Annotated in this window: 24 protein-coding genes and 1 tRNA gene; 15 read left to right on the top strand and 10 right to left on the bottom strand. The window is 68.0% G+C overall.

Annotated elements, in window-relative coordinates; translation table 11 throughout:
• Positions 1–66: 66 nt before the first annotated feature.
• The 5 genes from LDO27_RS10335 to LDO27_RS10315 all read left to right on the top strand — a co-directional run bounded on the left by LDO27_RS10335 (position 67) and on the right by LDO27_RS10315 (position 5,028).
• Entirely contained in the window at positions 67–1,269 is a 1,203-nt protein-coding gene (locus LDO27_RS10335) for a tryptophan--tRNA ligase (RefSeq protein ID WP_224041572.1), read from the top strand.
• Between the two features lie 16 nt (positions 1,270–1,285).
• Positions 1,286–1,882 (top strand): class I SAM-dependent methyltransferase, encoded by a 597-nt coding sequence (locus LDO27_RS10330; RefSeq protein WP_224041570.1) that lies wholly within the window; start codon positions 1,286–1,288, stop codon positions 1,880–1,882.
• A gap of 137 nt (positions 1,883–2,019) precedes the next feature.
• Entirely contained in the window at positions 2,020–2,904 is an 885-nt protein-coding gene (dapA, locus tag LDO27_RS10325) for a 4-hydroxy-tetrahydrodipicolinate synthase (protein ID WP_222201352.1), read from the top strand.
• Positions 2,905–2,951: 47 nt separating this feature from the next.
• A complete protein-coding gene (bamC, locus tag LDO27_RS10320; protein ID WP_222201351.1) occupies positions 2,952–4,163 on the top strand; it encodes an outer membrane protein assembly factor BamC in 1,212 nt (403 codons plus the stop codon).
• Between the two features lie 76 nt (positions 4,164–4,239).
• Entirely contained in the window at positions 4,240–5,028 is a 789-nt protein-coding gene (locus LDO27_RS10315; protein ID WP_224041568.1) for an MBL fold metallo-hydrolase, read from the top strand.
• Positions 5,029–5,111: 83 nt separating this feature from the next.
• Here the strand turns inward: LDO27_RS10315 and LDO27_RS10310 are convergent, their stop codons facing one another.
• Together LDO27_RS10310 and LDO27_RS10305 are read right to left on the bottom strand one after the other, a co-directional pair.
• A complete protein-coding gene (locus LDO27_RS10310) occupies positions 5,112–5,363 on the bottom strand; it encodes a hypothetical protein (RefSeq protein ID WP_224041565.1) in 252 nt (83 codons plus the stop codon).
• A gap of 189 nt (positions 5,364–5,552) precedes the next feature.
• A complete protein-coding gene (locus LDO27_RS10305; RefSeq protein ID WP_224041563.1) occupies positions 5,553–6,773 on the bottom strand; it encodes a ribosomal protein uL16 3-hydroxylase in 1,221 nt (406 codons plus the stop codon).
• Positions 6,774–6,784: 11 nt separating this feature from the next.
• Between LDO27_RS10305 and LDO27_RS10300 the strand changes: the two genes are divergently transcribed.
• The gene (locus LDO27_RS10300) at positions 6,785–7,309 is read left to right on the top strand and encodes an FKBP-type peptidyl-prolyl cis-trans isomerase (RefSeq protein WP_222201348.1); all 525 of its coding nucleotides are present in this window, start codon (positions 6,785–6,787) and stop codon (positions 7,307–7,309) included.
• Between the two features lie 73 nt (positions 7,310–7,382).
• On the opposite strand, the gene LDO27_RS10295 is transcribed toward LDO27_RS10300, so the two are convergent.
• The 3 genes from LDO27_RS10295 to LDO27_RS10285 form a co-directional block, all read right to left on the bottom strand.
• Complete coding sequence (locus LDO27_RS10295; protein WP_224041561.1) at positions 7,383–8,429, bottom strand: hypothetical protein; 1,047 nt, start codon at positions 8,427–8,429, stop codon at positions 7,383–7,385.
• On the bottom strand, positions 8,426–11,086 hold the full coding sequence (gene mutS, locus LDO27_RS10290) for a DNA mismatch repair protein MutS (RefSeq protein WP_407647368.1): 2,661 nt from the start codon (positions 11,084–11,086) through the stop codon (positions 8,426–8,428). The genes LDO27_RS10295 and mutS overlap by 4 nt, the downstream gene beginning before the upstream one ends.
• A gap of 144 nt (positions 11,087–11,230) precedes the next feature.
• Entirely contained in the window at positions 11,231–12,049 is an 819-nt protein-coding gene (locus LDO27_RS10285; RefSeq protein ID WP_224041559.1) for an inositol monophosphatase family protein, read from the bottom strand.
• A 181-nt stretch (positions 12,050–12,230) separates the two neighbouring features.
• Between LDO27_RS10285 and LDO27_RS10280 the strand changes: the two genes are divergently transcribed.
• The 3 genes from LDO27_RS10280 to cysE all read left to right on the top strand — a co-directional run bounded on the left by LDO27_RS10280 (position 12,231) and on the right by cysE (position 15,200).
• Positions 12,231–13,118, top strand: coding sequence for an RNA methyltransferase (locus LDO27_RS10280; RefSeq protein WP_377747050.1), 888 nt, complete (start codon positions 12,231–12,233; stop codon positions 13,116–13,118).
• Positions 13,119–13,122: 4 nt separating this feature from the next.
• The gene (gene prpF / locus LDO27_RS10275) at positions 13,123–14,271 is read left to right on the top strand and encodes a 2-methylaconitate cis-trans isomerase PrpF (protein WP_224041557.1); all 1,149 of its coding nucleotides are present in this window, start codon (positions 13,123–13,125) and stop codon (positions 14,269–14,271) included.
• A gap of 185 nt (positions 14,272–14,456) precedes the next feature.
• The gene (cysE, locus tag LDO27_RS10270; protein WP_222201344.1) at positions 14,457–15,200 is read left to right on the top strand and encodes a serine O-acetyltransferase; all 744 of its coding nucleotides are present in this window, start codon (positions 14,457–14,459) and stop codon (positions 15,198–15,200) included.
• A gap of 23 nt (positions 15,201–15,223) precedes the next feature.
• Here the strand turns inward: cysE and LDO27_RS10265 are convergent, their stop codons facing one another.
• The 5 genes from LDO27_RS10265 to LDO27_RS10245 all read right to left on the bottom strand — a co-directional run bounded on the left by LDO27_RS10265 (position 15,224) and on the right by LDO27_RS10245 (position 19,330).
• The gene (locus tag LDO27_RS10265; protein ID WP_224041555.1) at positions 15,224–16,276 is read right to left on the bottom strand and encodes a hypothetical protein; all 1,053 of its coding nucleotides are present in this window, start codon (positions 16,274–16,276) and stop codon (positions 15,224–15,226) included.
• Positions 16,277–16,407: 131 nt separating this feature from the next.
• On the bottom strand, positions 16,408–17,208 hold the full coding sequence (locus LDO27_RS10260) for a UDP-2,3-diacylglucosamine diphosphatase (protein WP_224041553.1): 801 nt from the start codon (positions 17,206–17,208) through the stop codon (positions 16,408–16,410).
• Between the two features lie 90 nt (positions 17,209–17,298).
• The gene (locus LDO27_RS10255; RefSeq protein ID WP_222201341.1) at positions 17,299–17,799 is read right to left on the bottom strand and encodes a peptidylprolyl isomerase; all 501 of its coding nucleotides are present in this window, start codon (positions 17,797–17,799) and stop codon (positions 17,299–17,301) included.
• Between the two features lie 14 nt (positions 17,800–17,813).
• Positions 17,814–18,404 (bottom strand): peptidylprolyl isomerase, encoded by a 591-nt coding sequence (locus tag LDO27_RS10250; protein ID WP_222202282.1) that lies wholly within the window; start codon positions 18,402–18,404, stop codon positions 17,814–17,816.
• Positions 18,405–18,505: 101 nt separating this feature from the next.
• Positions 18,506–19,330 carry a tetratricopeptide repeat protein gene (locus LDO27_RS10245; protein ID WP_224041551.1) on the bottom strand — a complete coding sequence of 275 codons (825 nt, stop codon included), beginning with the start codon at positions 19,328–19,330 and terminating at the stop codon, positions 18,506–18,508.
• 214 nt (positions 19,331–19,544) lie between these two features.
• Here LDO27_RS10245 and cysS point away from each other — a divergent pair, with 214 nt between their 5' ends.
• The 6 genes from cysS (at position 19,545) to LDO27_RS10215 (ending at position 26,104) form a co-directional block, all read left to right on the top strand.
• Positions 19,545–20,936 carry a cysteine--tRNA ligase gene (gene cysS, locus LDO27_RS10240; RefSeq protein ID WP_224041548.1) on the top strand — a complete coding sequence of 464 codons (1,392 nt, stop codon included), beginning with the start codon at positions 19,545–19,547 and terminating at the stop codon, positions 20,934–20,936.
• Positions 20,933–21,895: a DNA-3-methyladenine glycosylase family protein gene (locus LDO27_RS10235; RefSeq protein ID WP_377747046.1), complete on the top strand. Its 963-nt coding sequence runs from the start codon at positions 20,933–20,935 to the stop codon at positions 21,893–21,895. The genes cysS and LDO27_RS10235 overlap by 4 nt, the downstream gene beginning before the upstream one ends.
• Positions 21,896–22,117: 222 nt before the next feature.
• A complete protein-coding gene (locus LDO27_RS10230; protein ID WP_222201337.1) occupies positions 22,118–23,089 on the top strand; it encodes an acetyl-CoA carboxylase carboxyltransferase subunit alpha in 972 nt (323 codons plus the stop codon).
• The gene (gene tilS, locus LDO27_RS10225) at positions 23,055–24,524 is read left to right on the top strand and encodes a tRNA lysidine(34) synthetase TilS (RefSeq protein WP_377747043.1); all 1,470 of its coding nucleotides are present in this window, start codon (positions 23,055–23,057) and stop codon (positions 24,522–24,524) included. Before LDO27_RS10230 ends, tilS begins: the two co-directional genes overlap by 35 nt.
• A gap of 101 nt (positions 24,525–24,625) precedes the next feature.
• Positions 24,626–25,876: an aspartate kinase gene (locus LDO27_RS10220; RefSeq protein ID WP_222201335.1), complete on the top strand. Its 1,251-nt coding sequence runs from the start codon at positions 24,626–24,628 to the stop codon at positions 25,874–25,876.
• Positions 25,877–26,010: 134 nt separating this feature from the next.
• Positions 26,011–26,104, top strand: a tRNA-Ser gene (locus LDO27_RS10215).
• Positions 26,105–26,152: the final 48 nt, after the last annotated feature.

Below are 26,152 nucleotides of genomic sequence, written 5' to 3'. Positions count from 1 at the left end.
CATCGCGGCGCGCCGCGCCGGCGCTGCCGCCGCAACCTCTCCCCCCGAAACACTGATTCCAACAATATGTTTCCCGACCGCGTTCTCTCCGGCATGCGCCCCACCGGCGCACTGCATCTCGGCCACTATCACGGCGTGCTGAAAAACTGGGTCCAGCTGCAAGGCGAGTTTCCCTGCTTTTTCTTCGTCGCCGACTGGCACGCGCTGACCACGCACTACGAATCGACCGAGGTCATCGGCGAGTCGGTGTGGGAGATGCTGACGGACTGGCTGGCGGCCGGCGTCGATCCGCAGCAGGCCACGCTGTTCATCCAGAGCCGGGTGCCCGAGCACGCGGAACTGTTCACGCTGCTGGCCATGGGCACGCCGCTGGGCTGGCTCGAGCGCGTGCCGACCTACAAGGACCAGATCGAGAAGCTCAAGGACAAGGATCTGGCCACCTACGGCTTCCTCGGCTACCCGCTGCTGCAGGCGGCCGATATCCTGATCTATCGCGCCGGCCGCGTGCCCGTGGGCGAAGACCAGGTGCCGCACGTGGAAATCACGCGCGAGATCGCCCGCCGCTTCAACTATCTGTACGGCCGGCAGCCGGGCTTCGAGGAAAAGGCGCAGGAAGCGGCCAAGAAGCTTGGCGGCAAGCGCACCAAGGCGTTCCTGGACCTGCGCCGCGCCTACCAGGAGCAGGGCGCACCCGAATCGCTGGACGAGGGCCGCGCGCTGCTGGAGCAGTCGCAGAGCCTCTCGGGCGCCGACCGCGAACTGCTGCTGGGCTACCTGACCGGCTCGCGCAAGACCATTCTCGTCGAGCCGCAGGCACTGCTGACCGCCGCGTCGCGGATGCCAGGCCTGGACGGCCAGAAGATGTCCAAGTCGTACGGCAACACCATCCGCATGCGGGAGGACAAGGCCTCGGTGGAAAAGAAGGTGCGCACCATGCCGACGGACCCGGCCCGCGTGCGCCGCACCGATCCCGGCGAGCCCACGCGCTGCCCGGTGTGGCAACTGCACCAGGTGTATTCGGATGAACCGACACGCGAGTGGGTGCAGCAGGGATGCCGTAGCGCCGGCATCGGCTGCATCGAATGCAAGCAGCCGGTGATCGACGGCATCCTGCGCGAGCAGCAGCCCATGCTGGAGCGCGCGCAGAAATACATGGACGACCCGGCGCTGCTGCGCGCGATCGTCGACGACGGCTGCGACAAGGCGCGCCAGGCCGCGCGCGAGACGATGGCCGAAGTGCGCGACGCCATGGGCCTCGGCTATCGTTGAGCGGACGTTGCCGGTCATGCAGACGAACGCTCCCACGCACGCGGCCCTGAGCCAGCCCTCGCCGTGGATCGCGCGCTGGGCGCACCTGATCCGGCCGGGCGGCCGGGTGCTGGACCTCGCGTGCGGGGGCGGCCGGCATGCCCGCTGGCTGGCCGCGCGCGGCTACGCCGTGCTGGGCGTGGACCGTGACGCCCAGGCCCTGGCGGGGCTGCCGGACGAAGTCAGTCGCCTCGCCGCCGATCTGGAGCAGGGCGACTGGCCGCTGTCCGGGTTTGCGCCGTTCGACGCCGTGGTGGTCACCAACTACCTGCATCGCCCGCTGTGGCCGCATCTGCTGGACGCGCTCGCGCCGCAGGGCGTGCTGCTGTACGAAACCTTTGCCGCCGGCAACGAGACGGTGGGCAAGCCGTCCAACCCCGCCTTCCTGCTGCGTCCGGGCGAGCTGCTCGAGGCGGTCCACGGCCGGCTGCGCGTGGTGGCCTATGAGGACGGGGTCGTCGAAGTGCCCAAAACCGCCTTTGTGCAGCGCCTTTGTGCGGTGCGCGAGGTGACCGAAGGGGCCGGCGCCGGCCTGCCGCCCCGGTATCCGCTGGACGGCGCCGCCAGGGGCTGAGACCCGGGCGCCACGTCAGCCGGAAAGCCGGCTCGCGCGTTGTTGGTGCTATCCCTGCGTGGGGTCCCGCAAGCGGCCGAATGCCCTTGCGTATCCGGTACAATCCCGGGATTCGCATCCCGAAAAATCCTAACGCTATGACACAGATTACCGGCAGCATCGTGGCTATCGTCACCCCGATGCTCGAGGATGGCAGCCTGGACTACCCGGCGCTGCGTGCCCTGATCGACTGGCACGCGGCCGAGGGGACCGACGGCATCGTGATCGTCGGCACCACCGGCGAATCGCCGACGGTTTCGGTCGACGAGCACTGCGAGCTGATCCGCGTCGCCGTCGAACAGTCCGGCAAGCGCATCCCCATCATCGCCGGTACCGGGGGCAACTCCACCAGGGAGGCGATCGAGCTGACCGCCTTCGCCAAGGAAGTCGGCGCGGATGCCTCGCTGCAGGTCGTGCCGTACTACAACAAGCCGACGCAGGAAGGGATGTACCAGCATTTCCGCACCATCGCGGAAGCGGTGGACCTGCCGGTGCTGCTGTACAACGTGCCGGGCCGCACGGTGGCCGACATGAGCAACGAGACGATCCTGCGCCTGGCGCAGGTGCCGGGCATCGTGGGCGTCAAGGAAGCCACCGGCAATATCGATCGCGCGGCCCAGCTGATCAAGGATGCGCCCGAAGGCTTCGCGATCTACAGCGGCGACGACCCCACGGCGATCGCGCTGATGCTGCTGGGCGGCCACGGCAATATCTCGGTGACCGCCAACGTGGCGCCGCGCAAGATGCACGAGCTGTGCGTGGCCGCGCTCAAGGGCGACGCCATCACCGCGCGGCGCATTCATATGGAACTGGTGTCGCTGAACAAGGCCATGTTTGTCGAGGCGAACCCGATTCCCGTCAAGTGGGCGTTGCAGCAGATGGGCCGGATGCAGGGCGGTATCCGCCTGCCGCTGACCCCGCTGTCGACGGACTACCACGAGGTCGTTCGCAAGGCGCTCTCCGGCGCGGGTCTGCTCGCCTGACCCTCGCCGCTGTTTGCCGTCATCCCATCAACTAGGATTGCGTGTCAATGAAACTCAAGCTTAACCGTCACGGCGCGACGCAACTGCGCCGTGCTGCCCTGGCCTTGCCCATCGTGGCCGCGGCTCTGATCTCCGGCTGCAGCAGCGTCAGCGACATGATGCAGGCCGACAAGATCGACTACAAGTCCGCCGCCAAGCGGACCTCGACGCTGGAAGTACCGCCGGACCTCACCAAGCTCGAAGGCGATCGCCGCTATTCCGTGCCCGACCAGAACGGCACGTCGACGCTGTCGGGCTACACGCAGGCCACCAAGGCCGCGAACCCGCAGGCCGGCACGGGCACCAACGTGCTGCCTTCCGCCGAAGGCGTGCGCATGGCGCGCGACGGCAACCAGCGCTGGCTGGTCATCACCAACGGCACCAGCCCGGAACAACTGTGGCAAACGCTGCGCGAGTTCTGGCAGGAGAACGGCTTCCTGCTGACGCAGGATTCGCCCGAGACCGGCATCATGGAAACCGACTGGGCCGAGAACCGCGCGAAGATTCCGCAGGACTTCATCCGCAATACCATCGGCAAGGTGTTCGACAGCCTGTATTCCACGTCCGAGCGCGACAAGTTCCGCACGCGCGTGGAGCGCGGCCAGAACGGCACGCTGGAAGTCTTCATCAGCCACCGCGGCGCGCAGGAACAGCTGACCGGGCTGGACAAGTCCAGCACCGTATGGACGCCCCGCCCGGCGGACCCTGAGCTCGAGGCGGAATTCCTCTCGCGCCTGGCGCAGCGCATGGGCGTGCAGAAGGAGCAGGCTGACCGCATGGCCAAGAGCCCGGCCGCCGCGCCTGCCGCCGCCGCTGCGGCCGCCCCCGCGGCTGGGGGCGCCGCTGCGAACGCCAGCTACCTGACGCAGGTCAACGGTACCCAGGCCCTGCAGCTCCCCGAGCCGTTCGACCGCGCGTGGCGCACGGTCGGTCTGGCGCTGGACCGGGTTAACTTCACGGTGGAAGACCGCGACCGCGCCCAGGGCCTGTACTACGTCCGCTATGTCGACACGCGCGATACCGTGGACGACCGCGGCTTCTTCTCCAAGCTGTTCACCAAGACCGGCGGCGACGATGCCAAGCGCGCCAAGAAGTACCGCGTCTCGCTGAAGGGCGACGGCTCGGGCACCACCGTGACGGTGCTGAACGACGCCGGCCAGCCGGAAAGCACCGAAGTCGGCAAGCGCATCCTGTCGCTGCTCGACGAGCAACTGCATTGAACGGCGCGGTGACAGCGGTGTCGCAGGCGGCGCGGACCGCGCCGCCTGGTCGGACCGCAAGGGAAGGGCGGCGCGCATGATGCGTTTCGCCTTTCTCGGCAGCGGCAGCGAGGGCAACTCGCTGCTGATCGAGGCGCACGACGGCACGAGTACCACGCGCGTGCTGCTCGATTGTGGCTTCGGCATCCGGGAGACCGCGCGCCGGCTGGAGCGCCTCGGTGTCACGCCGGAGCAACTGGACGGCCTGCTCGTCACGCACGAGCACAGCGACCACGTCGGCTCGGCCTACGCCTTTGCCGCCCGGCATGGGCTCCCGGTCTATACCAGCCATGGGACCTGGCTCGCGACGTCCCATCTGCGCGGGTCGGACAAGGCGGATATCCGGGTGATCGGCGCGGACTATGCCTTCGCCATCGGCAACCTCGACATCCTTCCCTATACCGTTCCCCACGACGCCCGCGAGCCGCTGCAGTTCGTGCTGTCGGATGGCGATGCGCGGCTGGGCGTGCTGACCGACGCCGGCATGGAAACCCCGTATCTGGTGAACCGCCTCGCAGGCGTCGACGCGCTGGTCCTGGAGTGCAACCACGACCGGGAAATGCTGCGCAACTCCATCTATCCGCCGTCGCTGAAACGGCGCATCGGCGGCGACTTCGGCCACCTCGCCAACGAAATCGCGGCCTCGATCCTGTCGCAACTCGCCCATCCGAAGCTGGGCCGGGTAGTGGCCGCGCATCTGAGCCAGCAGAACAATACGCGCGCGTTGGCCACGGGCGCGCTGGCGGCCGTGCTGGCCACCACGCCGGACCATATCCTGGTGGCGGACCAGCACGAAGGTCTCGACTGGCAGGCGGTCAAGGGCTGACCGCACGCGCCCGCCGCGGTAAGGCGAATGGAGAAAACAAAAAAGCCGACCCGAAGGTCGGCTTTTTTATCGGAGTGAACCGATTACTGCTTTGCGCCGGGTGCCGAAGCGTCGGCAGCGGGAGCGGTCGTGTCAGCTGCGGGAGCCGAAGCTGCGTCGGTCGACGGAGCGATCGAGCCAGCTGCGGGAGCCGAAGCGTCGGTCGACGGGGTCGTCGGCGCCACAGCAGCGGGAGCTGCCGAGTCGGCTGCCGGGGTGGCAGCTTCTTCTTTCTTGCCGCAAGCAGCGACAGCAACGGCAGCCAGCAGGGATGCGATCAGGAGAGATTTCTTCATTGTTCGTCCTTTAACTTGTAATAAACGAGAAAACAGGCGATGAAATAATTACCGGTAATTATCGCTCGTGTACTGCTCAATAATGGCTCTCCCGGTTCCCATAATGCGACGGTACACAGTACTAGCCAGCCAGCGATTATATCCGCGTTTCCCCGGCTTGTGTAGCACGAAGAAATGTAGATGCCACTGTTACGCATTATTACAGTGCGACTGCGGAGCGAGCTGCAACCACCCTTCCAGCGTCCAATGATGCAAGGTCTCCATCATGTCCGGCAGGTCGGCGCATTCCCCCACTTCGGCGGCCGTCAGCTGGCGCCGGTCCGCCAGGCGGCGTAGCCAGCGGGCCAGTTCCGGCGGTGGTTCATAAGCTTCGCCGTTGATGAAGAAATGCGTGCGGTCATAGAGCGCAATCGAACCCGGAGCAAGCACAATGCCAAGCGAGCGGGCGAGGCTGCCATATTTGCGCAACGGGATTTCCGCGGGGGTCGCAAACTCGACGCCGGGCTTAGGTTCGGACAGATGCGTGCCGATAAACTCGGAAACCATGGCGTTGGACCAGCGCAGCGCCTGCAACCGTTCCGAGACGGCGCGCGCCATGCCGGCCGGAAGCTGCGCGGGACGTGCCGTGGCGGGCTCGCCCGGGTCGGCGTAGCGGCCGGAGAGCGCTTCGTTGTCCTCCACCGTTTCGGACAGCCAGGCGAGGAAATGGCCGGCCAGCTCGCGGTAGGCGGGGGCGCGGAAGCCGATCGAGCAGGTCATGCACTCGCCGTCGGCCACGCCGTCGTGGGCGTACTGGGGTGGCAGGTACAGCATGTCGCCTGGTTCGAGGACCCATTCGTCCTCGGCTTTGAAATCGGCGAGTATTTTCAAAGGGAGGTTTGGCAAAATTTCCAGATCGGCCTGCGCGGAAATCCGCCAGCGGCGCCTGCCGGACACTTGCAGCAGGAACACATCGTAGGAATCGAAGTGCGGTCCCACACCGCCGCCATCGGTGGCATAGCTGATCATGACATCGTCGAGCCGGGCATCCGGCACGAAGCGAAACTGTCCCATCAGCTCGGCCGCTGCGCTATTGTGCAGATTCACACCCTGGACAAGGAGGGTCCACTGACGGGTTTTGCGTGTCGGCAGGTTGTCCGGTGCGAACGGGCCTTGCTCCAGCTTCCAGCGGTTGCGGAAGTAGGTGATCAGGCGGGATTCCACTTCGTCGCGGTCGGCCAGCTCGAAAAGCGCTTCGCGGGTTACTGGGGGCACAATTCCCGGAATCGCCTGTCGAATCAGCAGGGGCTTCTGATGCCAGATGTCCCGCATGAACTCGGCCGGCGTCATGCCTCCCAGCAGTTGCAGTGGCGTGTCGGGGTCGACGGGGCCAGGAGGTAATGCCTGCGCGTATAATGCGGAATCGTTCATGGAGTGAAGAATTGAAAATCGCTAAGAACACGGTCGTGTCCGTGGTGTACAAGCTCTCGGATGCGCAAGGCAATCTGCTCGAGGAATCGGATCAGCCGATGGTCTATTTGCACGGCGGCTATGATGGCACGTTCCCCAAAATCGAGGAAGCGCTCGACGGGCATGCCGCAGGGTTCGAAACGCAGTTGCAGCTCGAACCGGACGATGCCTTTGGCGACTACGATGCGGAGCTGGTCAAGGTCGAGCCGCGCAACCGCTTTCCCGAGCCGCTCGAAGTCGGCATGCAGTTCGAAGGCGTGCCGGAGGACGGCGACGAGGAAGACTCCATCGTCTATACCGTGACCGATGTGGCCGAGGACAAGGTGGTGCTGGACGGCAACCACCCGCTCGCCGGCATGGCGCTGCGGTTCTGGCTGAAGGTCTCGGAAGTGCGCGAGGCCACGGCCGACGAGGTCGAACACGGCCACGCGCACGGCGCCTCGGGCATCGAGGTGGTCGACGAGGACGAGGACGACGGCAAGCACACGCTGCACTGATCGTTTCTCGCATCATGAAAGACAAAAAGCCGGCATCGAAACATGCCGGCTTTTTTCATGGCTCGCGGCGCCGTCAATCGGGTGGGGGTCCGTCCTTGAGCGTGACGGTGAACGGGGACGACGCGTCGGGCGTGATCACCAGCTCGGTCCACTGGCTCGCCGAGCCGACGGGCAGGGCCACGCGCGTCACGTTGCGCAGCACCTTGCCGTTGGCATCGCGCAGCGGCGTGTCGATGCCGAAGCCGCCCAGGCTGGTGTGGACCACCAGCACCTGGCCGCGATAGCGGCTGGCCAGCTCGCGCAGCTGGCGCTTGAATTCCAGGTAGCCGTCCCGCGTGCCCCGCCGCATGAAGCCGTCCAGCAACGTCGGTTTGCCGCGCTGCTCCCAGCCGTTGCCGAATTGCGGGTCGCCGTGCGCGATCAGCACGATGGCCGACAGGCCCTGTTGCCTGGCCAGCGAGAAGGCGCGCGAGAGCCATTGGCGGATCGCCTCGCGCCGGTCCTCGAACTCGCCGTTGCGGCCGCCCTCCTTGCGGTAGTTGTTGTTGTTGCCCGGCAGATTGATGGTCACCAGCAGCGCGTCGGCCGCGACCCAGCGCGCGTGTTCGCGATAGGCGCGAAAGGTGGCCTGGTCCGACTGCCGCGTCAGCGCCAGTTGCCGCTGGCCCAGCGCGTCGTCGTCCGCGTAGAACAGTTCGCGCAGCCTGTTGAGCCTTTCGACATCGTCGAAGCTGCCGTTGACGGGGTGCTGGCATTCCGCCCAGTCCGGCTCGCCCGGCACGTAGACCAGCGCCAGCGGCGACTGGTCCAGCAGGCGGAAGCGCGCGCTCAGCACGGCGTCGGCGCAAGACTCCGTATCGCCCTTGATGCCGCCGGCATGGATCACGAACGACAGCTTGCGTTCCGCGAAGAGTTCCAGCAGGCGGGTGGTGCGGGCTTCCGCATCCGGCCATTGGGGGATGTCGGCAATCAGTGCGATGCGCACCGGCCGCGGTCCCGGGCGCGCCTTGTCGCGGGCGGTCGCCTGCGCCTCGTCCGGCCGCGCCGCGCCGACCGCGAACGCGACCGCGCATAGCAGGCCCGCGAGGCGCGACAGGCGGGTGCGGCGCGTGGGGCTCATGCCGTGCGACTGGCGTCCCCGGCCAGGGCCTTCAGCCGATAGAGGGCATCCAGCGCCTCGCGCGGCGTCAGGCTGTCCGGATCCAGCTCACCCATGGCCTCGAGCAGCGCGGCGTGTTCCCGGCTCGCTCCGTCGGCCGCGGGCGTGTCTTCGTCGTCGCAGGGCACGGATGGTGCAGCGAACAGGTCCAGCTGCGGCGTCGGGGTCGCCTCGGCCGATTGCTGTTCCAGCCACGCCAGATGCTTGCGCGCGGCGCGGATCACCGGCTGCGGCACCCCCGCCAGTTGCGCCACCTGCAGGCCGTAGCTCTGGCTCGCCGGGCCATCCTGGACGGCGTGCAGGAAGACGATGCCGTCCCCGTGCTCGACCGCGGACAGATGCACGTTGGCCGCCTGCGTGAACTCCTGCGGCAACTGCGTCAGTTCGAAGTAGTGCGTGGCGAACAGCGTGTGGCTGCGGTTGTGCGCGAGCAGATGGCGCGCGATGGCCCACGCCAGCGCGAGGCCGTCGAAGGTCGAGGTGCCGCGGCCGATCTCGTCCATCAGCACCAGGCTGGACGGCGTGGCGTTGTGCAGGATGCCGGCTGCCTCCGTCATTTCCACCATGAAGGTGGAGCGGCCGCCGGCCAGGTCGTCCGCCGCGCCGATACGCGTGAAGATGCGATCGATGGGGCCGATCACGGCCCGCCGTGCCGGCACATAGGCGCCGACGCAGGCTAGCAGCACGATCAGCGCGGTCTGGCGCATGAACGTCGATTTACCGCCCATGTTGGGGCCGGTGATCAGCAGCAGCTTGCGCGCTTCGTTCAGCAGGCAGTCGTTCGCGATGAACGGCGTTGAATCGGCGGCCAGCTGGCCTTCGACCACGGGATGGCGCCCCTGCACGATGTCGACGACGTTCTCGTCCACGCGCTCGGGCTGGGTCCAGTCCAGCGTCTGCGCGCGTTCGGCGAGCGCGGCCAGCACGTCCAGCCGCGCCAGCGCGCCGGCCACGCGCCGCAGCTCGCCGATATGCGGCAGCAGCTGCTGCAGCAGTTCCTCGTAGAGTTGCTTCTCGCGCGCCAGCGCCCGGTCCTGCGCGGACAGCGCCTTGTCCTCGAACGCCTTCAGCTCCGGCGTGATATAGCGCTCGGCGTTCTTCAGCGTCTGGCGGCGCCGATAGTCCTCGGGGACCTTGTCGGCCTGGCCGTTAGTCACCTCGATATAGAAGCCGTGCACTCGGTTGTATTCGACGCGCAGGTTGGCGATGCCGGTGCGGCCGCGCTCGCGCGTTTCCAGATCGATCAGGAACTGGCCGCAGTTTTCCGAGATATCGCGCAGTTCATCCAGCGCGGCATCGAAGCCGCGGGCGATGACGCCGCCATCGCGCAGCGCCGCGGCGGGCTCGGCCATCACCGCGCGCGCCAGCAGCGCTGCGCATTCCGCCGGAATGGCCAGTTCGCCCAGGGTCTGCGCTAGCAGCGGCGCGGCATCGTCCGGCCGCAGGCAGCCCTGCACGTCGGGCAGGGCCTGCAGCGTATCGCGCAGCGAGGACAGGTCGCGCGGACGGGCGCTGAGCAGCGCCAGGCGCGCGGTGATGCGCTCGACATCGGCCAGCCGGCGGAGCTTCGTGCGCAGTTCGCTGGTGCCCTGCGCGATCAGCGCGCCGATGGCCTGCTGGCGCGCCTGCGGAATCGCGCGGTCGCGCAGCGGATGGTGCAGCCAGTGGCGCAGCAGCCGGCTGCCCATCGCGGTGGCGCAGGTATCGAGCAGCGAGAACAGCGTGGGAGATTCCCCGCCGCGCAGCGTCTCGGTCAGTTCCAGGTTGCGGCGCGTGGCCATGTCCAGGCCGACGAACTCGGACTCGTGTTCGACCGTCAGGCCCTGCACGTGCCGCAGCGACTGGCCCTGCGTGGTGGCCGCGTAGTTCAGCAGCGCCCCTGCGGCGCCAAGCGCCGCGCCCAGCGGGCGGCAGCCGAACGGATCGAGGCTCGCCACGCCGAGCTGCTCGCGCAGGCGGCGCGCGCCGGCATCCTGGTCGAAGTGCCATTCCGGCAGGCGGGTGCGCGCGCACGCTGCCGCGGGCAGGTCCATGCCGTCCGCGTGCAGCAGCTCGGCCGGGCGGATGCGTTCGAGCTCGCGCGCCAGTTGCGCGCCCTCGCACTCCATCAGCCGCAGTTCGCCGCTGGCCAGGTTCAGCCACGCAAGGCCGGTCTTGCCGACGCCGCGCCGCGTGGTCTGCCGGTGCACGGCCATCAGGTAGGTATCGGCCTTGTCCGGCAGCAGCGCGGAATCGGTCAGCGTGCCCGGCGTGACGATGCGCACGACCTTGCGCTCGACCGGGCCCTTGCTGGCAGCCGGATCGCCGATCTGCTCGCAGATCGCCACGGATTCGCCCAGCTTGACGAGGCGGGCCAGGTACTGGTCGACCGAATGGAAGGGAATGCCGGCCATGCGGATCGGCACGCCATTGGACGCGCCGCGCGCGGTCAGCGTGATGTCGAGCAGGCGCGCGGCCTTCTCGGCGTCGTCATGGAAGAGCTCGTAGAAGTCTCCCATGCGATAGAACAGCAGGGTGTCGGGGTGGTCCGCCTTGATGCGCAGGTACTGCTGCATCATCGGCGTGTGCTTCTCCGGCGGGGCGCCGGCAAGTACGGTCTGTGGGAGTTCTGCGGACATGCAATCCTCTCAAGCTGCCTGGGGCGCAAGCGGCGGGCTGCCGGTGGTCCCGGCCGTCAAGATGCGAGGCCAGGCCGGCACCTTGCGGCGCGGGCAAACCGGCATTCTACTGCGGGCGCCGGGCGGCGTCCGCAGTCCCGACGCTCAGCTCGCGTCCTGGCGGCTGTCCTTCGAGAACGGCGTCAGCAGCCGCACCATCTGCGCGAAGGCCTTCGGATTGCCGGCCAGCACCTCGCCCTGTTCCAGTTGGCGGGCTTCGCCGCAGTAGTTGCCCACGAGGCCGCCCGCTTCGGTGATCAGCAGCATGCCGGCGGCCATGTCCCACGGCTTCAGGCCCTGCTCGAAGAAGGCGTCGAAGCGGCCGCAGGCCACATAGGCCAGATCCAGCGCGGCGGCGCCCGGACGGCGCAGGCCGGCGCAGTTCTGGGTGATCGTGGTGAACAGTTCGGTGTATTCGGCCAGGCCCTCGAGGTCGCGGTAAGGGAAGCCGGTGCCGATCAGGCAGTCGGCCAGCCGGTCGCGGCGGCTCACGCGGATGCGGCGGTTGTTCAGGAACGCGCCCGCGCCCTTGCTGGCGGTGAACAGCTCGTCGCGCGTCGGATCGTAGACCACGGCCTGCACCGGCGTGCCCTTGTGCATCTGGGCGATGGAGACGCAGTATTGCGGAAAGCCGTGGATGAAGTTGGTGGTGCCGTCCAGCGGGTCGATGACCCAGACGAATTCGGGACTTTCCTCGCCCTCGGGCCAGGACTGGCCGGACTCTTCCGCTAGAATGCCGTGCTCGGGGTAGGCCGTGCGGATGATCTCGATGACCGCGGCCTCGGCGGCGCGATCCACTTCGGTGACGAAATCGTTGTGTTGCTTGCGGGTGACGCGCAGGAGCTCGACGTCCATCGAGGCGCGATTGATGACGGAGCCAGCCTTGCGGGCGGCCTTGATGGCGATATTGAGCATCGGATGCATGAATCTCTCCACGCCGGCCAGACTCATGCGGCATGCAATATGCGCGCGCTGGCGGCGAACAACACAACGGATTGTAGAAGAACGGGCGTGCCGGCGATCGGCCCCGGAAGGGCATGCGGGGCGGCTGGGACAGCGGCGCTGCATGCGGCCGCGGCATATCCGCGGCGACCGGCACGACAAAATGAAGCCTGAATTGTATATGAACCCGGCAATGGACACGAGCCAGACCCCCGCCTCCCCCAGCCCGCCACCGCTGTTCGACCGTGTGCGCTTCGTGCTCGTCCAGACCAGCCACCCGGGCAACGTGGGCGCCGTGGCGCGCGCCATCAAGACCATGGGCTTCGGCGCCGAGGCGGGCTCGCTGGTGCTGGTCGACCCGCGCGAGCCGGCCGTGCGCGAGCACCCCGAGGCGGTCGCCATGGCCAGCGGTGCGGACGATGTGCTGCGCGGCGCCGTGGTGGTGGACGATATCGAGGCGGCGCTGACCGGCGCCTCCTTCGTGGTCGCGATGACCGCGCGCCAGCGCGAGTTCGGCCCGCCGCGGATGCTGCCGCGCGAGGCCGCCGCCCAGAGCTTGTCGCGCCTGGCGGCCGCGCCCGAGGCTCGCATCGCCTTCGTGTTCGGCAACGAGCGCTATGGTCTGCCCAACGACGTCGTCGATCGCTGCTCGGTGGTGACCCATATTCCCGCCAACCCGGCCTATGCCTCCCTGAACCTGGCGCAGGCGGTGCAGCTGGTGGCCTACGAACTGCGGCTGGCGCTGCTGGAGGACCGGGCGGCGGCGCCCAGCGATATCGGCTACGCCGGGGAAAGCGCGACGGCGGAACAGATCGAGGCGATGTTCGGCCATCTGCAGGCCGGCCTGGAAGCCATCGGCTTTCTCGATCCCGCCAATCCCAAGAAGCTGATGCCGCGCCTGCGCCGGCTGCTGGCGCGCAGCGGCCTGGAGCGCGAGGAAGTCAATATCCTGCGCGGCATCGCCAAGCACATGACGCTGGCCGCGGAAGCGGGGCAGGCAGGGCAGGGCGGACGGCGCGATCCCGCGCGGCCGCGGCAGGCGGAGGACTGAGGCGATGGCGGAGATCCCGGCGTACTACATGCGCGGCGGCACCAGCAAGGGCGTGTTCCTGCTGGCCGACGACCTGCCAGCCGATGCCGCCGAGCGCGACGCGCTGCTGCTGCGCGTGATCGGGTCGCCCGACCCGTATGCGCGGCACACCGACGGCATGGGCGGGGCCACGTCGAGCACCAGCAAGGTGGTGCTGATCCGTGCCTCGAAGCGGCCGGACTGCGATGTGGACTACCTGTTCGGCGCGGTCGCCATCGGCGAGCCGCTGATCGACTGGTCCGGCAACTGCGGCAACCTGTCGGCCGCGGTGGGACCGTTCGCGATCTGGCGCGGCTTCGTGCCGGCGCGCGAGGGGACCACCACGGTGCGAATCTGGCAGCAGAACATCGGCCAGCGCATCGTCGCCCACGTGCCTTGCCGCAACGGCCATCCGCTCGAGGATGGCGACTTCCGCGAGGATGGCGTGCCCTTTGGCGGCGCCGAGATCGTGCTCGACTACCTCGAACCGGGCGACTCGCCGATGCGGCTGTGCCCGACCGGCGGCTGCATCGACACGCTGGACGTGCCCGGCGTGGGCACGCTGCGCGTGACGCTGGTGACCGCCGGCAACCCGACCGTCTTCGTGCACGCGGCTGACCTCGGCCTCAATGGCACGGAGCTGCCCGAGCGCATCAACGGTGACGCCGCGCTGCTGGTGCGGCTCGAAGCGATCCGCGCGCATGGCGCCGTGGCGATGGGGCTCGCCCCCGATGCCGCCACCGCGACGCGGGAGCGGCCCGGCACGCCCAAGATCGCGTGGGTTGCCGCGCCGGCGTCGTATCGCACCAGCGCGGGCGTCGAGATCCGTGCCGCGGACATCGACGTGCTGGCCCGCATCGTGTCGATGGGCCGGGCCCATCATGCCTTCACCGGCACCGGGGCGATCGCGCTCGCGGTGGCCGCCACGCTGCCAGGGTCGGTGGTGCGCGAAGCGCTGCGGCCAGGGCCCGTCGCGCAGGGCGTGCAGACGCGCATCGGCCATGTCTCCGGGACGCTCGCCGTCGGCGCCGTCACCGTCCAGCGCGATGGCGTGTGGGTGATGGAGCGGGCCGTGATGAGCCGCAGCGCGCGCCGGCTGATGACCGGCCTGGTGCACGTGCCCGAGCGATGTTGAGCGCGTCGGCCCGCCGCCCGTGGCGCTGAGGCACCGCACGCGGCGGCCGATGGCCCTGACAGCAGCAGGGCGGCAAATCTCTTACACTCCCTGATCCGTTTCACCGGCAAACGACCGCGCCGGCGACCGTGCATTCCGTCGATACGGCGGCGCGGCGCACGGCCCGGCACCATCACACGACCAAGATGTTCACTCGCCTGAAGGAAGATATCGACACCATCATGCGCCGCGATCCCGCCGCGCGCAGCCGGATCGAGGTCCTGACCTGTTATCCGGGTCTGCACGCGGTCGTCCTGCACCGGATCGCCCACGCATGCTGGAACGGCGGCCTGCATTGGCTGGGCCGCTGGATATCGCACTGGTCGCGCTTCTTCACCGGCATCGAGATCCATCCGGCGGTCAAGCTCGGCCGCCGGGTGTTCATCGACCACGGCATGGGCGTCGTGATCGGCGAGACCGCCGAGATCGGCGACGACTGCACCATCTACCAGGGCGTGACGCTGGGCGGCACCTCGCTTTACAAGGGGGAAAAGCGGCATCCGACGCTGGGCGCCGGCGTGGTGGTCAGCGCCGGGGCCAAGGTGCTGGGCGGCTACACGATCGGCGACGGCGCGCGCATCGGCTCCAACGCGGTGGTGCTCAAGCCCGTGCCGCCGGGCGCGACGGCGGTCGGCATTCCGGCCCGCATCATCCTGCCGGACGCGCCGGTGGCGCAGCAGGGCGCGAAGCAGGAATTCTCGGCCTACGGCATCACGCCCAATGCCGACGACCCGGTGTCGCTGGCGCTCAAAAGCCTGATCGACAACGCGGCCCAGCAGCACGAACGGCTCGAGGCCGTGCTCGCGGCGCTGGACCGGCTGGGCGAGCATCTCGAGAACACGCCGAACGACCGCTTCGACGCGAGCGAGCTGCGCAAGCTGATGAAATAGCCCTCGCCGCAGGGCCGGCGCGCCTAGCGGTCCAGGATCCAGCTGCGGTTGTACGACAGACAGGCGAAGACCGTGCGTGGACTGTCGGCGAAATGGGCGCGCAGATGGGTGCAGGCGACGTCGTAGTCCGACACATACGTGTGCACTGCCGGCTCCCCGATCGATTCTAACGCCTGGGCTAGCGAGGCGGCCGCGCGATGGGCATGCGAGAGGCCGACGGCTTGCCCGGCCGGGACGCTGGCGACCACCTGCGCGATGTGCGGCCGGATCATCCGCTGCAGTTCGTTGCCCATCTCGCCGTCGGCCGCATCCACGGCAATGTTGCCGCCCTCGATATACAGGCGCAGCAGACCGTTCGTCCAGCAGATCTGCCGGTACATCCCGCTCAACGCTTCCTGTGTTTGTTGCGGTGTCAGGCCAATGTACAGCGCCACGGCGTTGGCCTTGGTGACATCCTGCATGACCCGGCCCCGCACGCCGATCACGGTGCCGCCGCTGGCGTCGGGCGCGATTCTCGCGAGCATGCCGGGCGAGGATGGGGGATCGATGCAGAGGATGATGGATGTGCCGGCGGCCCGATCCCTCATCGCCAGCCTGTCCCCTCCCACCTCCTTGTTGAGGTACGCCTGTTCGGTGGTGAAGGCGGCCACCTTCTCGCCGACCCGCTGTGCAAAGGCCAGGCGGGGGGCGCGGAAGCCGCCGTCCATATAGTTCAGGTCGATGATGCGCCAGCGGATATCGGTGTAGCCCGCCTGCTGCAACTGGTCGTGTATCAGCGCTTCGGTCAGCAGGCCGCCCGGGCCCAGGGACACCAGCGTCAGCGGCCGGCCGCGCTCGATGACCACCTCTTCGACGCGGTCGCACAGCCGGTTGATGAACTCGACCCGGGCTTCCAGCGACGCCAGTTCCGCGTGCTCGATCCAGGACAATGCGCCGAGGTAGCGCTCGCAGATGTCACCGCTGTGCCGGATGACGGTCTGCGCCTGGACTTGCGACGTGGCAAGGCGGGGCGGGCCAGCGAAAGGTGCCAGCGGCGATATGTCCGGGCGGCGGTGGATATGGATGGCGTGAAGCATGGCGTCCTCCGGGAGCGGGAGCCGGCGAACGCCGGCGTGGAAAACGGCCGATGCTAGTTTTCGGTTGCCGCCCGGGCTTGAGATATCCGGCTGCGGCTTTTGCTTCGCTCCGGACTGTGCGGAGCCTGGCTTCAGTCGGGCACGGCGGCGTCGATGGTGCTCAGGCCATGTGCGTCCAGGCGCAGTGCGGCCGCTCGGGGCTTGCGACCATCGAGGTCCCAGTCGGTCAGCACCCAGCGCACCCCGGTTTCGGTCTCGTGGCGCGCGGGTCGATGCGTATGGCCGTGGATCATGACGGTGGTGCCGGTGTCGCGCAGCAGGGCGCGAACGGCGGTGGGCGAGACGTCGCCATAGTCCGCCGGCACGGGGCGCGCGCGCCCGGCCTCGCTGTCGCCGCGCAGCTTGCGCGCGACCGCCAGTCGCACCGGCATCGGGAGCGCCAGGAACAGCCGCTGCACCCAGCGCTTGCGCGTCCAGTTGCGAAAACGCATGTAGCCGACGTCGTCGGTGCACAGCATGTCGCCATGCGTCAGAACGACGCGTTCGCCTGCGCAGCGGATTACCGTGGGATCGGGCAACAGGGTCGCGCCCGCCGCGCGCGCGAAGCGCTCGCCGAGCAGGAAATCGCGATTACCGTGCATCAGGTATATGTGCACGCCGGCGGCCGACAGCCGCGCCAGCGTGGCGGCCACGCGCGCCGGAAAGGGCGCGGCGGTCTCCTCGTCGCCCACCCAGAATTCGAAGAAGTCGCCGAGGATGAAGAGCGTCCGCGCTTCGCGCGCGGCGCGTTCGAGCAGCTGCTCGAACGCCGCCAGCGTACGCGGCATGCCCGGCGTCAGGTGCAGGTCCGAGACGAACCATGCCGGCGCGGGGACCTGGACCTCATGGACGGCCGGTACGTCGGCCGGCAAGGGGTTTCCGCCTGCGCTCATGGGCGAAGGCTTGCGTTGCGTGCCGCCATGAAAAAGCCGGCGTAGGCCGCCGGCTTGGCTTGCAAATGCATCAAGGGCAAACGGGGCGCCTTATTCCAGCACGACGGCTTTCTGGATCACCACGTCTTCCAGCGGCACATCCTGGTGGAAGCCCGAGCTGCCGGTGCGCACGGCCTTGATGGCGTCGACCACCTCGGTGCCCTCGACGACCTTGCCGAACACCGCGTAGCCGAAGCCCTGGGGCGTCGGCGAGCTGAAATTCAGGAAGTCGTTGTCGGTCACGTTGATGAAGAACTGCGCCGTGGCCGAGTGCGGCGCGTTGGTGCGCGCCATCGCCACCGTGTAGCGGTCGTTCTTCAGGCCGTTGCCGGCCTCGTTGTCGATCGGGGCGTCGGTCGGCTTCTGCTTCATGCCCGGCTCGAAACCGCCGCCCTGGATCATGAAGTTCTTGATGACGCGATGGAAGATGGTGTTGTCGTAGTGACCCTTGCGAACGTACGCCAGGAAGTTCTCGACGGTGGCCGGAGCCTTTTCCGCGTCGAGCTCGATGACGATGTTGCCGTGGTTGGTCTGGAGCTGAACCTTGGACATGGGAATTCCTCTGTTTATTGAACGATGGTGGCCGACTCGATCAGGATCGGGCTGGCCGGCACGTTGCGCATCGGGCCATAGGCGGTAGTGGGGGCGCGCTTGATGCGCTCGATCGTGTCCATGCCTTCCACCACCTTGCCGAACACGGTGTAGCCGTGTCCGTCCGGCTGCGGATAGTCGAGGCTAGGATTATCCACCACATTGACGAAGAACTGCGCCGTAGCCGAATTCGGATCGCTGGTGCGGGCCATGGCCACGGTGCCGGCCTTGTTCTTCAGGCCATTCTGCGACTCCAGCCCGATCGGCGCGCGCGTGGGCTTCTGCTTCATGTCGCGGTCGAAGCCACCGCCCTGCACCATGAAGCCGTTGATGACGCGATGGAAGATCGTGCCGCTGTAGAAGCCACTGCGCACGTATTCCATGAAGTTGGCGACGGTCTTGGGCGCGGCGTCCGGATAGAGCTCGATGGTGAACTTGCCGGCGCTGGTGGCGAACTGCACGCGCTCGGTCTTCTGCTGCGCATGCGCGGCGAACGAGCCGAGCGCGCCGAAGGCGAGGGCGCCGGCGGCCAGGCTGGCGAGCAGCACGCGGCGGGTAGGGGACATCAGGGACATGGTCGGACTCCTGCAATGGAAAGCGGTTGGCGGCGGGGAAGGCAAGCGCGTGCTGACCGCGGCGGCCGTGGCCGCGCTCGCCGGGGGCCGCGTCAGTCGAGGCTGGGCATGCCGCGCACCGGCTCGAGCGATCGGGGCGGCGGCACGTCGGCGGTGCCGGAACCCTCGGTGCCGGACGCCGACGAGGCGTTGTCGCCCTCGCGCCGCTCCTGCTGCGACGGATCGGCGCTCTGGCCGCCCTTGCCGGCAGGCTTCACGGCGGGTTTGGACGAACTCGTGCGCACCTGCGCCAGGCCGGCCTTGGCGCGGGCATCGCCCGGATTGCGCTTGAGCGCGGCGGCGTAGGCCTGTTCGGACAGCGCGCGGTAGACATCCCCCAGATTGGTGTACGCGATGGCGTAGCCCGGCCGCGCGTCGAGCGCCAGCAGCAGTTCGGCCTCGGCGCGCTTCAGGTCGCCGCGGCGCGCGTACAGCAGCGCGAGATTGTTGTGCGGCTCGGGCAGTTCGGGGAAATCCTGCGCAATTTCGTGGAAGGCCTGGATGGCTTCGTCGTCGCGGCCGGACTGGGCGATGGCCCACGCGCGTTCGAAGCGTGCCTGCGCATTGCGCGGGTTGGCGGCGATCACGCGGTCGAAGCGCTCGATGGCTTCCTGGTAGCGCTTCTGCGCCGCGGCGTTTTCCGCCTCCACCATGCCCGGGTCGGCGGAGCCCGTCCTGCTGAGCGGCTTCGGGCCGCCGGCCGGAGCCGTCGCGCCGGTCTGGGCGTGGGCGGGGCCTGCGGGCAGCAGCGCCAGCATGGCGGCGACGCTTGCGGCCAGGGTCGCGGCGACGGTGGCGCGCCGGGCCCGTCCCGGGGTGGCGGACGGCTTGGCGGCGCACGCCGCAAGGGTCGTGGCGTTGGACTGGAGCAGGCTCATGTAGGTGTGGTCCTTTATACTCGGCGGCATTCTAGCAAAGCACGCAGGGGCCGGACCCGCGCATGCGCTTCCGGTAAGATATGGGCCGCGCCCGCGCTTTGAGCGGGCGCAAGTCGTCGGTCTCGCGGATGACGCGACAATATGGCATCCCACGCCTTCCCGGGGTGCCGGCTCGCGGCGCACCGGCTGGTCTTCCTTCCGTTCACCTCGTTTCATGCACCCTCTGAATATCTACAACACGCTCGCGCGTGAGAAACAGCCTTTCGTGCCAATCGAACCCGGCAAGGTCCGCATGTATGTCTGCGGCATGACGGTGTACGACTACTGCCACGTCGGCCATGCGCGCGTGATGGTGGTGTTCGACATGGTGCAGCGCTGGCTGCGCGCCACCGGCTATGACGTGACGTACGTGCAGAACATCACGGACATCGACGACAAGATCATCCGCCGCGCGGCCGAGAATGGCGAGACCATCGGCGCGCTGACCGATCGCTTCATCCGCTACATGCACGAGGACGCCGACGCGCTCGGCATCCAGCGTCCGGACCACGAACCGCGCGCCACCGAGTACGTGCCGCAGATGCTCGACATCATCGGCAAGCTCGAGGCCAAGGGCCTGGCGTACCACGCGAGCGATGGCGACGTGAATTATTCGGTGCGCAAGTTCGACGGCTACGGCAAGCTGTCCGGCAAGTCGCTGGAAGACCTGCGGGCCGGCGAGCGGGTGGCCGCCAACGACGCCAAGCAGGACCCGCTCGACTTCGTGCTGTGGAAGTCCGCCAAGGACAGCGAGCCCGAGGAAAGCAAGTGGCCATCGAAGTGGGGCAAGGGCCGGCCCGGCTGGCATATCGAATGCTCGGCCATGAGCTGCGCGCTCCTGGGCGAGCACTTCGACATCCACGGCGGCGGCGCCGACCTGCAGTTCCCGCACCACGAGAACGAGATCGCGCAGTCGGAAGGCGCCAGCGGCAAGCCCTTCGTCAATATGTGGATGCACAACGGCTTCGTGCGCATCAACGACGAGAAGATGTCCAAGTCGCTGAACAACTTCTTCACCATCCGCGAGGTGCTCAAGGAGTACGACGCGGAAGTGGTGCGCTTCTTCATCCTGCGCGCCCACTACCGCAGCCCGCTGAACTACAGCGACGCGCACCTGGACGACGCGCGCCACGCCCTCACGCGCCTGTACACGGCGCTCAAGGACGTGCGGCCCGATGGCGCGGCGCTGGACTGGGAAGAGGCGCATGCGCGCCGCTTCGCGGAGGCGATGAGCGACGACTTCAATACGCCGATCGCGATGTCGGTGCTGTTCGACCTCGCCGGCGAGGTGAACCGCAGCGGCTCGCCCGAGGCCGCGCGCCAGCTGCACGGACTGGCCGGCACGCTCGGGCTGCTGGGCCGTGATCCGCACGCATTCCTGCAGGCCGCCACGGGCGGCGCCGATGGCATCGACCCGGCGCAGATCGAGGCCAGCATCGCCGCGCGCAAGCAAGCGAAGGCTGACCGCAATTTCGCCGAGGCCGACCGCATTCGCGCCGAGCTGCTGGAAGCGGGCATCGTGCTGGAGGACAAGCCGGGTGGCGTGACCGAATGGAGGCGTGCTTGAACGCTGCCGTGCGCAAGCCCGCCGCCAAGGTCGCCAGCCAGTCCACCGCCAAGGTAGCCGCCACCAGGACGGGCACCAGGGCAGCGGCCAAGGTCGCGACCAAGGCCGCGGACAAGACCGTGGAGAAGGCTGCGGAAAAGGCCGCGGTGAAGGCCGCGGTAAAGGTCGCGGCGAAGGCTCCTGCCGGCAAGGCAGCCGGCAAGCCGGCGGCGAAGTCGGCCCCCACGGCCAAGGGCCCTAGCGACAAGCCGGCGGCGAAGGCGAAAGCGACGCGTGCGGCCAAGCCCGCGCTGCCGGAAGCCGAATCGCTGCCGCTGCCGGTCGAGACCGTGGTGGACGCCGTGCGTCCGGCCTACTGGGACGAGGCCTGCGCCGACCTGATGAAGCGCGACCGCATCCTGCGCAAGATGATCCCGACCTATGGGCCGGCGCATCTGGTTTCGCGCGGCGATCCCTTCATCACGCTGGCGCGCTCCATCGTCGGCCAGCAGATCTCCGTCAAGGCCGCCCAGGCGGTGTGGGACCGGCTGGCCGCCGCCTGCCCCAGGCTGACGCCGGCACAACTGCTCAAGGCGGGTACCGAGAAACTGGCCGCCTGCGGCCTGTCGCGCCGCAAGGCAGAGTACATCATCGACCTGGCGGAGCATTTCAAGGCCGGGCGCGTGCATGTGAACAGCTGGACCGAGATGGACGACGAGGCGGTCATCGCCGAGCTCACGCAGATCCGCGGCATCGGCCGCTGGACCGCCGAGATGTTCCTGATGTTCAACCTGATGCGCCCGAACGTGCTGCCGCTGGACGATATCGGCCTGATCAACGCCATCTCCGCCAACTATTTCAGCGGCGAGCCGGTGACCCGCAGCGAGGCCCGCGAGGTCGCGGCCAACTGGGAGCCGTGGCGCACCGTGGCCACCTGGTACATGTGGCGTAGCCTCGATCCGCTGCCAGTGACTTATTGAGGGCGGCGGCGTTAGAATCGCCGCAGATGCCTCGGGGGCCGAAGCGGGATCGGACCCGCGAACGGATGCGGGAACGGATGTGCGGACCGGCCCGGCGCATCGGCAGGCAGCGTGAAGCGAATCAGCGAAAAACAAGCGAATCAGGCGGGCGCGCGCCGGTTTGTCGGCCGCGTACCGAATTCCGGTAGAATGCGCCCCTTCACAGACAGGTACGTGTGATTTATGAAAACCACCTTCCTGGATTTCGAGCAGCCGATTGCCGAACTTGAGGCAAAGATCGAAGAACTGCGTTTCGTGCAGGATGATTCGGCGGTCGATATTTCCGAAGAGATTTCGCGGCTGGCCGGCAAGAGCCAGCAGCTGACCAAAGACATTTACGCCAACCTGACCCCCTGGCAGGTGGCGCAGATTGCCCGCCATCCGCAGCGTCCCTATACGCTGGACTATGTGCGGGAAATCTTCACCGATTTCCACGAACTGCATGGCGACCGCGCCTTCGCCGACGATCTGTCGATCGTGGGCGGCATGGCCCGTTTCAACGGCCAGGCGTGCATGGTCATCGGCCATCAGAAGGGCCGGGACACCAAGGAGCGCGCGCTGCGCAACTTCGGCATGTCCAAGCCCGAGGGCTACCGCAAGGCCAAGCGCCTGATGGAACTGGCCGACAAGTTCGGTCTGCCCATCTTCACCTTCGTCGACACGCCGGGCGCGTTCCCGGGCATCGACGCCGAGGAGCGCGGCCAGTCGGAAGCCATCGGGCACAACCTGTACGTGATGTCGGGCCTGAAGGTGCCGCTGATCGCCACGATCATCGGCGAAGGCGGTTCCGGCGGCGCGCTGGCCATCGCGGTCGGCGACGTGGTGCAGATGCTGCAGTTCGCCACCTACGCGGTGATCTCGCCCGAGGGTTGCGCTTCCATCCTGTGGAAGACCGCCGAGAAGGCGCCCGAGGCCGCCGAGGCCCTGGGCCTGACCGCGCACCGTCTCAAGGCGCTGGGCCTGATCGACAAGATCGTCAACGAGCCGCTGGGCGGCGCGCACCGCGATCCCAAGGGGATGGCAGCCATGCTCAAGCGCTCGCTGGCCGAGTCGCTGCGCCAGTTCCAGGGCATGAATGTGAAGGAACTGCAGGCACGCCGGCTGGAACGGCTGCTGGCCTATGGCAAGTTCAAGGAAACCGGCGTCCAGCCCTGATTCCACCGCACGCTTGACCGACAAGGTCGCACAGGCATTGCAGGCCGGTGCGGCCTTTGTTGTTTTGGCGGACGGCATGCCGAAGCCGGGCGCCATCGCGGTGGCGCTGTCGGGCGGGCGGGATTCGGTCGCGCTGCTGCACGCCACGCGCGCCGCGGTGGCGGCCTCCGCCATGCCGGTGCCCGTGGTGGCGCTGCATGTCCATCACGGCCTGCAACCGGAGGCCGACGCGTGGGACGACTTCTGCGCCGGCCTGTGCCGCGAGTGGGGCGTCGACTACCACTGCACGCGCGCCACCGTGGCGCCGCGCCCGGGCGAGGGCGTGGAGGCCGCAGCCCGCCGCGCCCGCTATGCCGCGTTGGCCTCGCTGTGCCGCGACACCGCGGCCGAACTGCTGCTGTTCGCGCACCACCTGGACGACCAGGTCGAGACCGTGCTGCTGCGGCTGTTCCGCGGCAGCGGCGTCCACGGCTTGGCCGGCATGCCGCCGATGCGCCGGCTGGGGCCGGACGGCCCCACCTTGCTGCTGCGGCCATGGCTGGAGATCGGTCGCGCGGAGATCGACGCCTACTGCGAAGCCCACGGCCTGCGCTGGATCGACGACCCCTCGAACGACGACACCCGCTTCGCCCGCAATGCGCTGCGCAGGCAGTTGCCCGCGCTGGACGACGCCTTTCCCGCGCTGCGGGCCAATGTGGCGCAGGCCGCCGCGCACCTGTCCGAGGCGGCCCGTCTGCTCGACGCGCAGGCCGGCAGCCGGCTGGCGACGCTCGTGCGCCCCGGGCGCGACGCCGATACCCATGCCGAGCTCGACGTGGCCGGCCTGCGCGCGCTGGCGCCGGCCGAGGCCGACGCGGTGCTGCGCCTGTGGCTGCGCGACCTGGGCGCGCAGCCACCGTCCACCGCACGGCTTGCGGCGATGCGTGGCCAGTTGATAGAAGGGGACGGCGGCGAGCCGGCCATCCGCCACGGCGAACTGGTGCTGCGGCGCTTCCGCGGCCATATCCTGGCCTGCCGGCCGCCGGTGAACGGGGAGCCGGTGACGGTCGCGCTGGACTGGCAGGGACAGGCGCGTATCGCGGTCCCGGCCTGGCACGGCGAACTGCGGTTTTTCCGCGATGACGCGTCCGGCGTGCCGGAGTCCGTGCTGCGCCAGCCCTTGCAACTGGCGCCGCGCCGCGGCGGCGAGCGCATCGTGCTGCGGCCCGGCGGTCCGGCTCGCGCGCTGAAGCAGGCCTACCAGGAGGCCGGCGTTCCCGCCTGGCGCCGCGCCGCGCTGCCGTTGCTGTGGGCGGGCGGGCAGCTGGTGATGGCCGCCGGACTGGGCATGCACCGACGCTGGCCGCAGGCGCCGGACGCGCCACGCTGGCGCGTCGAATGGTGCGACGAACGGCGTGCCTGCACGCCGCCCGAACACGGCGGCGAAGGCCGCTGACAGCGTTGCGCGCGGCCCCGCATTGGCCGCCGCGCCTTGCCTGTGGCCATGCCTTCGTGTATTTTCAGGGGTTTTGCACAATCCCTGGCGTCGACAATAAGATGGCTCTCATCGTTCACAAATACGGCGGCACTTCGATGGGTTCCACGGAACGCATCAAGAATGTCGCCAAGCGCGTTGCGAAATGGCACCGCGCCGGCCACCGCGTAGTCGTGGTGCCTTCGGCCATGTCGGGCGAGACCAATCGCCTGCTCGGACTCGCGAAGGACATTTCGGCGCAGCCGTCGCCGCGCGAGCTGGACATGCTGGCCTCGACCGGCGAGCAGGCCAGCGTGGCACTGCTGGCCATCGCGCTGCAGGCCGAAGACATCGACGCCGTCAGCTACACCGGCTGGCAGGTTCCCGTGAAGACGGACTCGGCCTATACCAAGGCCCGCATCGAATCGATCGACGACGAACGCATCCTGTCCGATCTCGACGCCGGGCGCGTGGTCGTCATCACCGGTTTCCAGGGCATCGACAGCAAGGGCAATATCACCACGCTGGGCCGGGGCGGTTCGGACACCTCCGCCGTCGCCATCGCTGCCGCCATCGAGGCGGACGAGTGCCTGATCTATACCGACGTGGACGGCGTGTACACGACCGATCCGCGCGTGGTCGAGGACGCCCGCCGGCTGGACCGCATTACCTTCGAGGAAATGCTGGAAATGGCCAGCCTCGGGTCCAAGGTGCTGCAGATCCGCTCGGTCGAATTCGCCGGCAAATATCGCGTGAAGACCCGCGTGCTGTCGTCGCTGACCGACCCCATGATGCCGCTCGAAGACGAAATGCACTCGGGCACGCTGATTACTTTTGAGGAAGACTCCACCATGGAAGCAGCCGTCATCTCGGGCATCGCCTTTGCCCGTGACGAAGCCAAGATCACCGTTCTGGGCGTGCCCGACAAGCCCGGTATCGCCTACCAGATCCTGGGCCCGATCGCCGACGCCAATATCGACGTCGACATGATCATCCAGAACCAGTCCGTCGACGGCAAGACCGATTTCACCTTCACCGTGCCGCGCGCCGATTATCAGCGCTCCCTCGCGATCCTGAACGACACCGTGAAGGACCATATCAACGCGCAGAGTGTCACGGGCGACCCCAAGGTATCGAAGGTCTCCGTGGTCGGCGTCGGCATGCGTTCGCACGTCGGCATCGCCAGCCAGATGTTCCGCACGCTGTCGGAAGAGGGCATCAACATCCAGATGATCTCCACGTCGGAAATCAAGATCTCGGTGCTGATCGACGAGAAGTACATGGAGCTCGCCGTGCGCGCGCTGCATAAGGTGTTCGAGCTGGAACAGGCGTAATCCAGCGGTAAATCCATCTGGCGGGAGTCCGGCGGTACCTTCGATTTGTCACCGTTTCGTCGTTGACCAATCGATTCGCCCCCGCTAGAATACGCGCTTCGTTGTGCGGCCTCCCTCGCACAACGTCAAGTTTGGGAGACGTGGCCGAGAGGTCGAAGGCACTCCCCTGCTAAGGGAGCATCCGGGCCAAAACCTGGATCGAGGGTTCGAATCCCTCCGTCTCCGCCACTACAAATCGTATTGGCGGCGGAACCCCGGAAGATTGCGGTCTTCCGG

Source organism: Cupriavidus respiraculi, from assembly GCF_914271545.1.
GTDB lineage: Bacteria > Pseudomonadota > Gammaproteobacteria > Burkholderiales > Burkholderiaceae > Cupriavidus > Cupriavidus respiraculi.
Note: the sequence above shows the minus strand (reverse complement) of the source record. Positions and strands in the feature narration are given on the sequence as shown.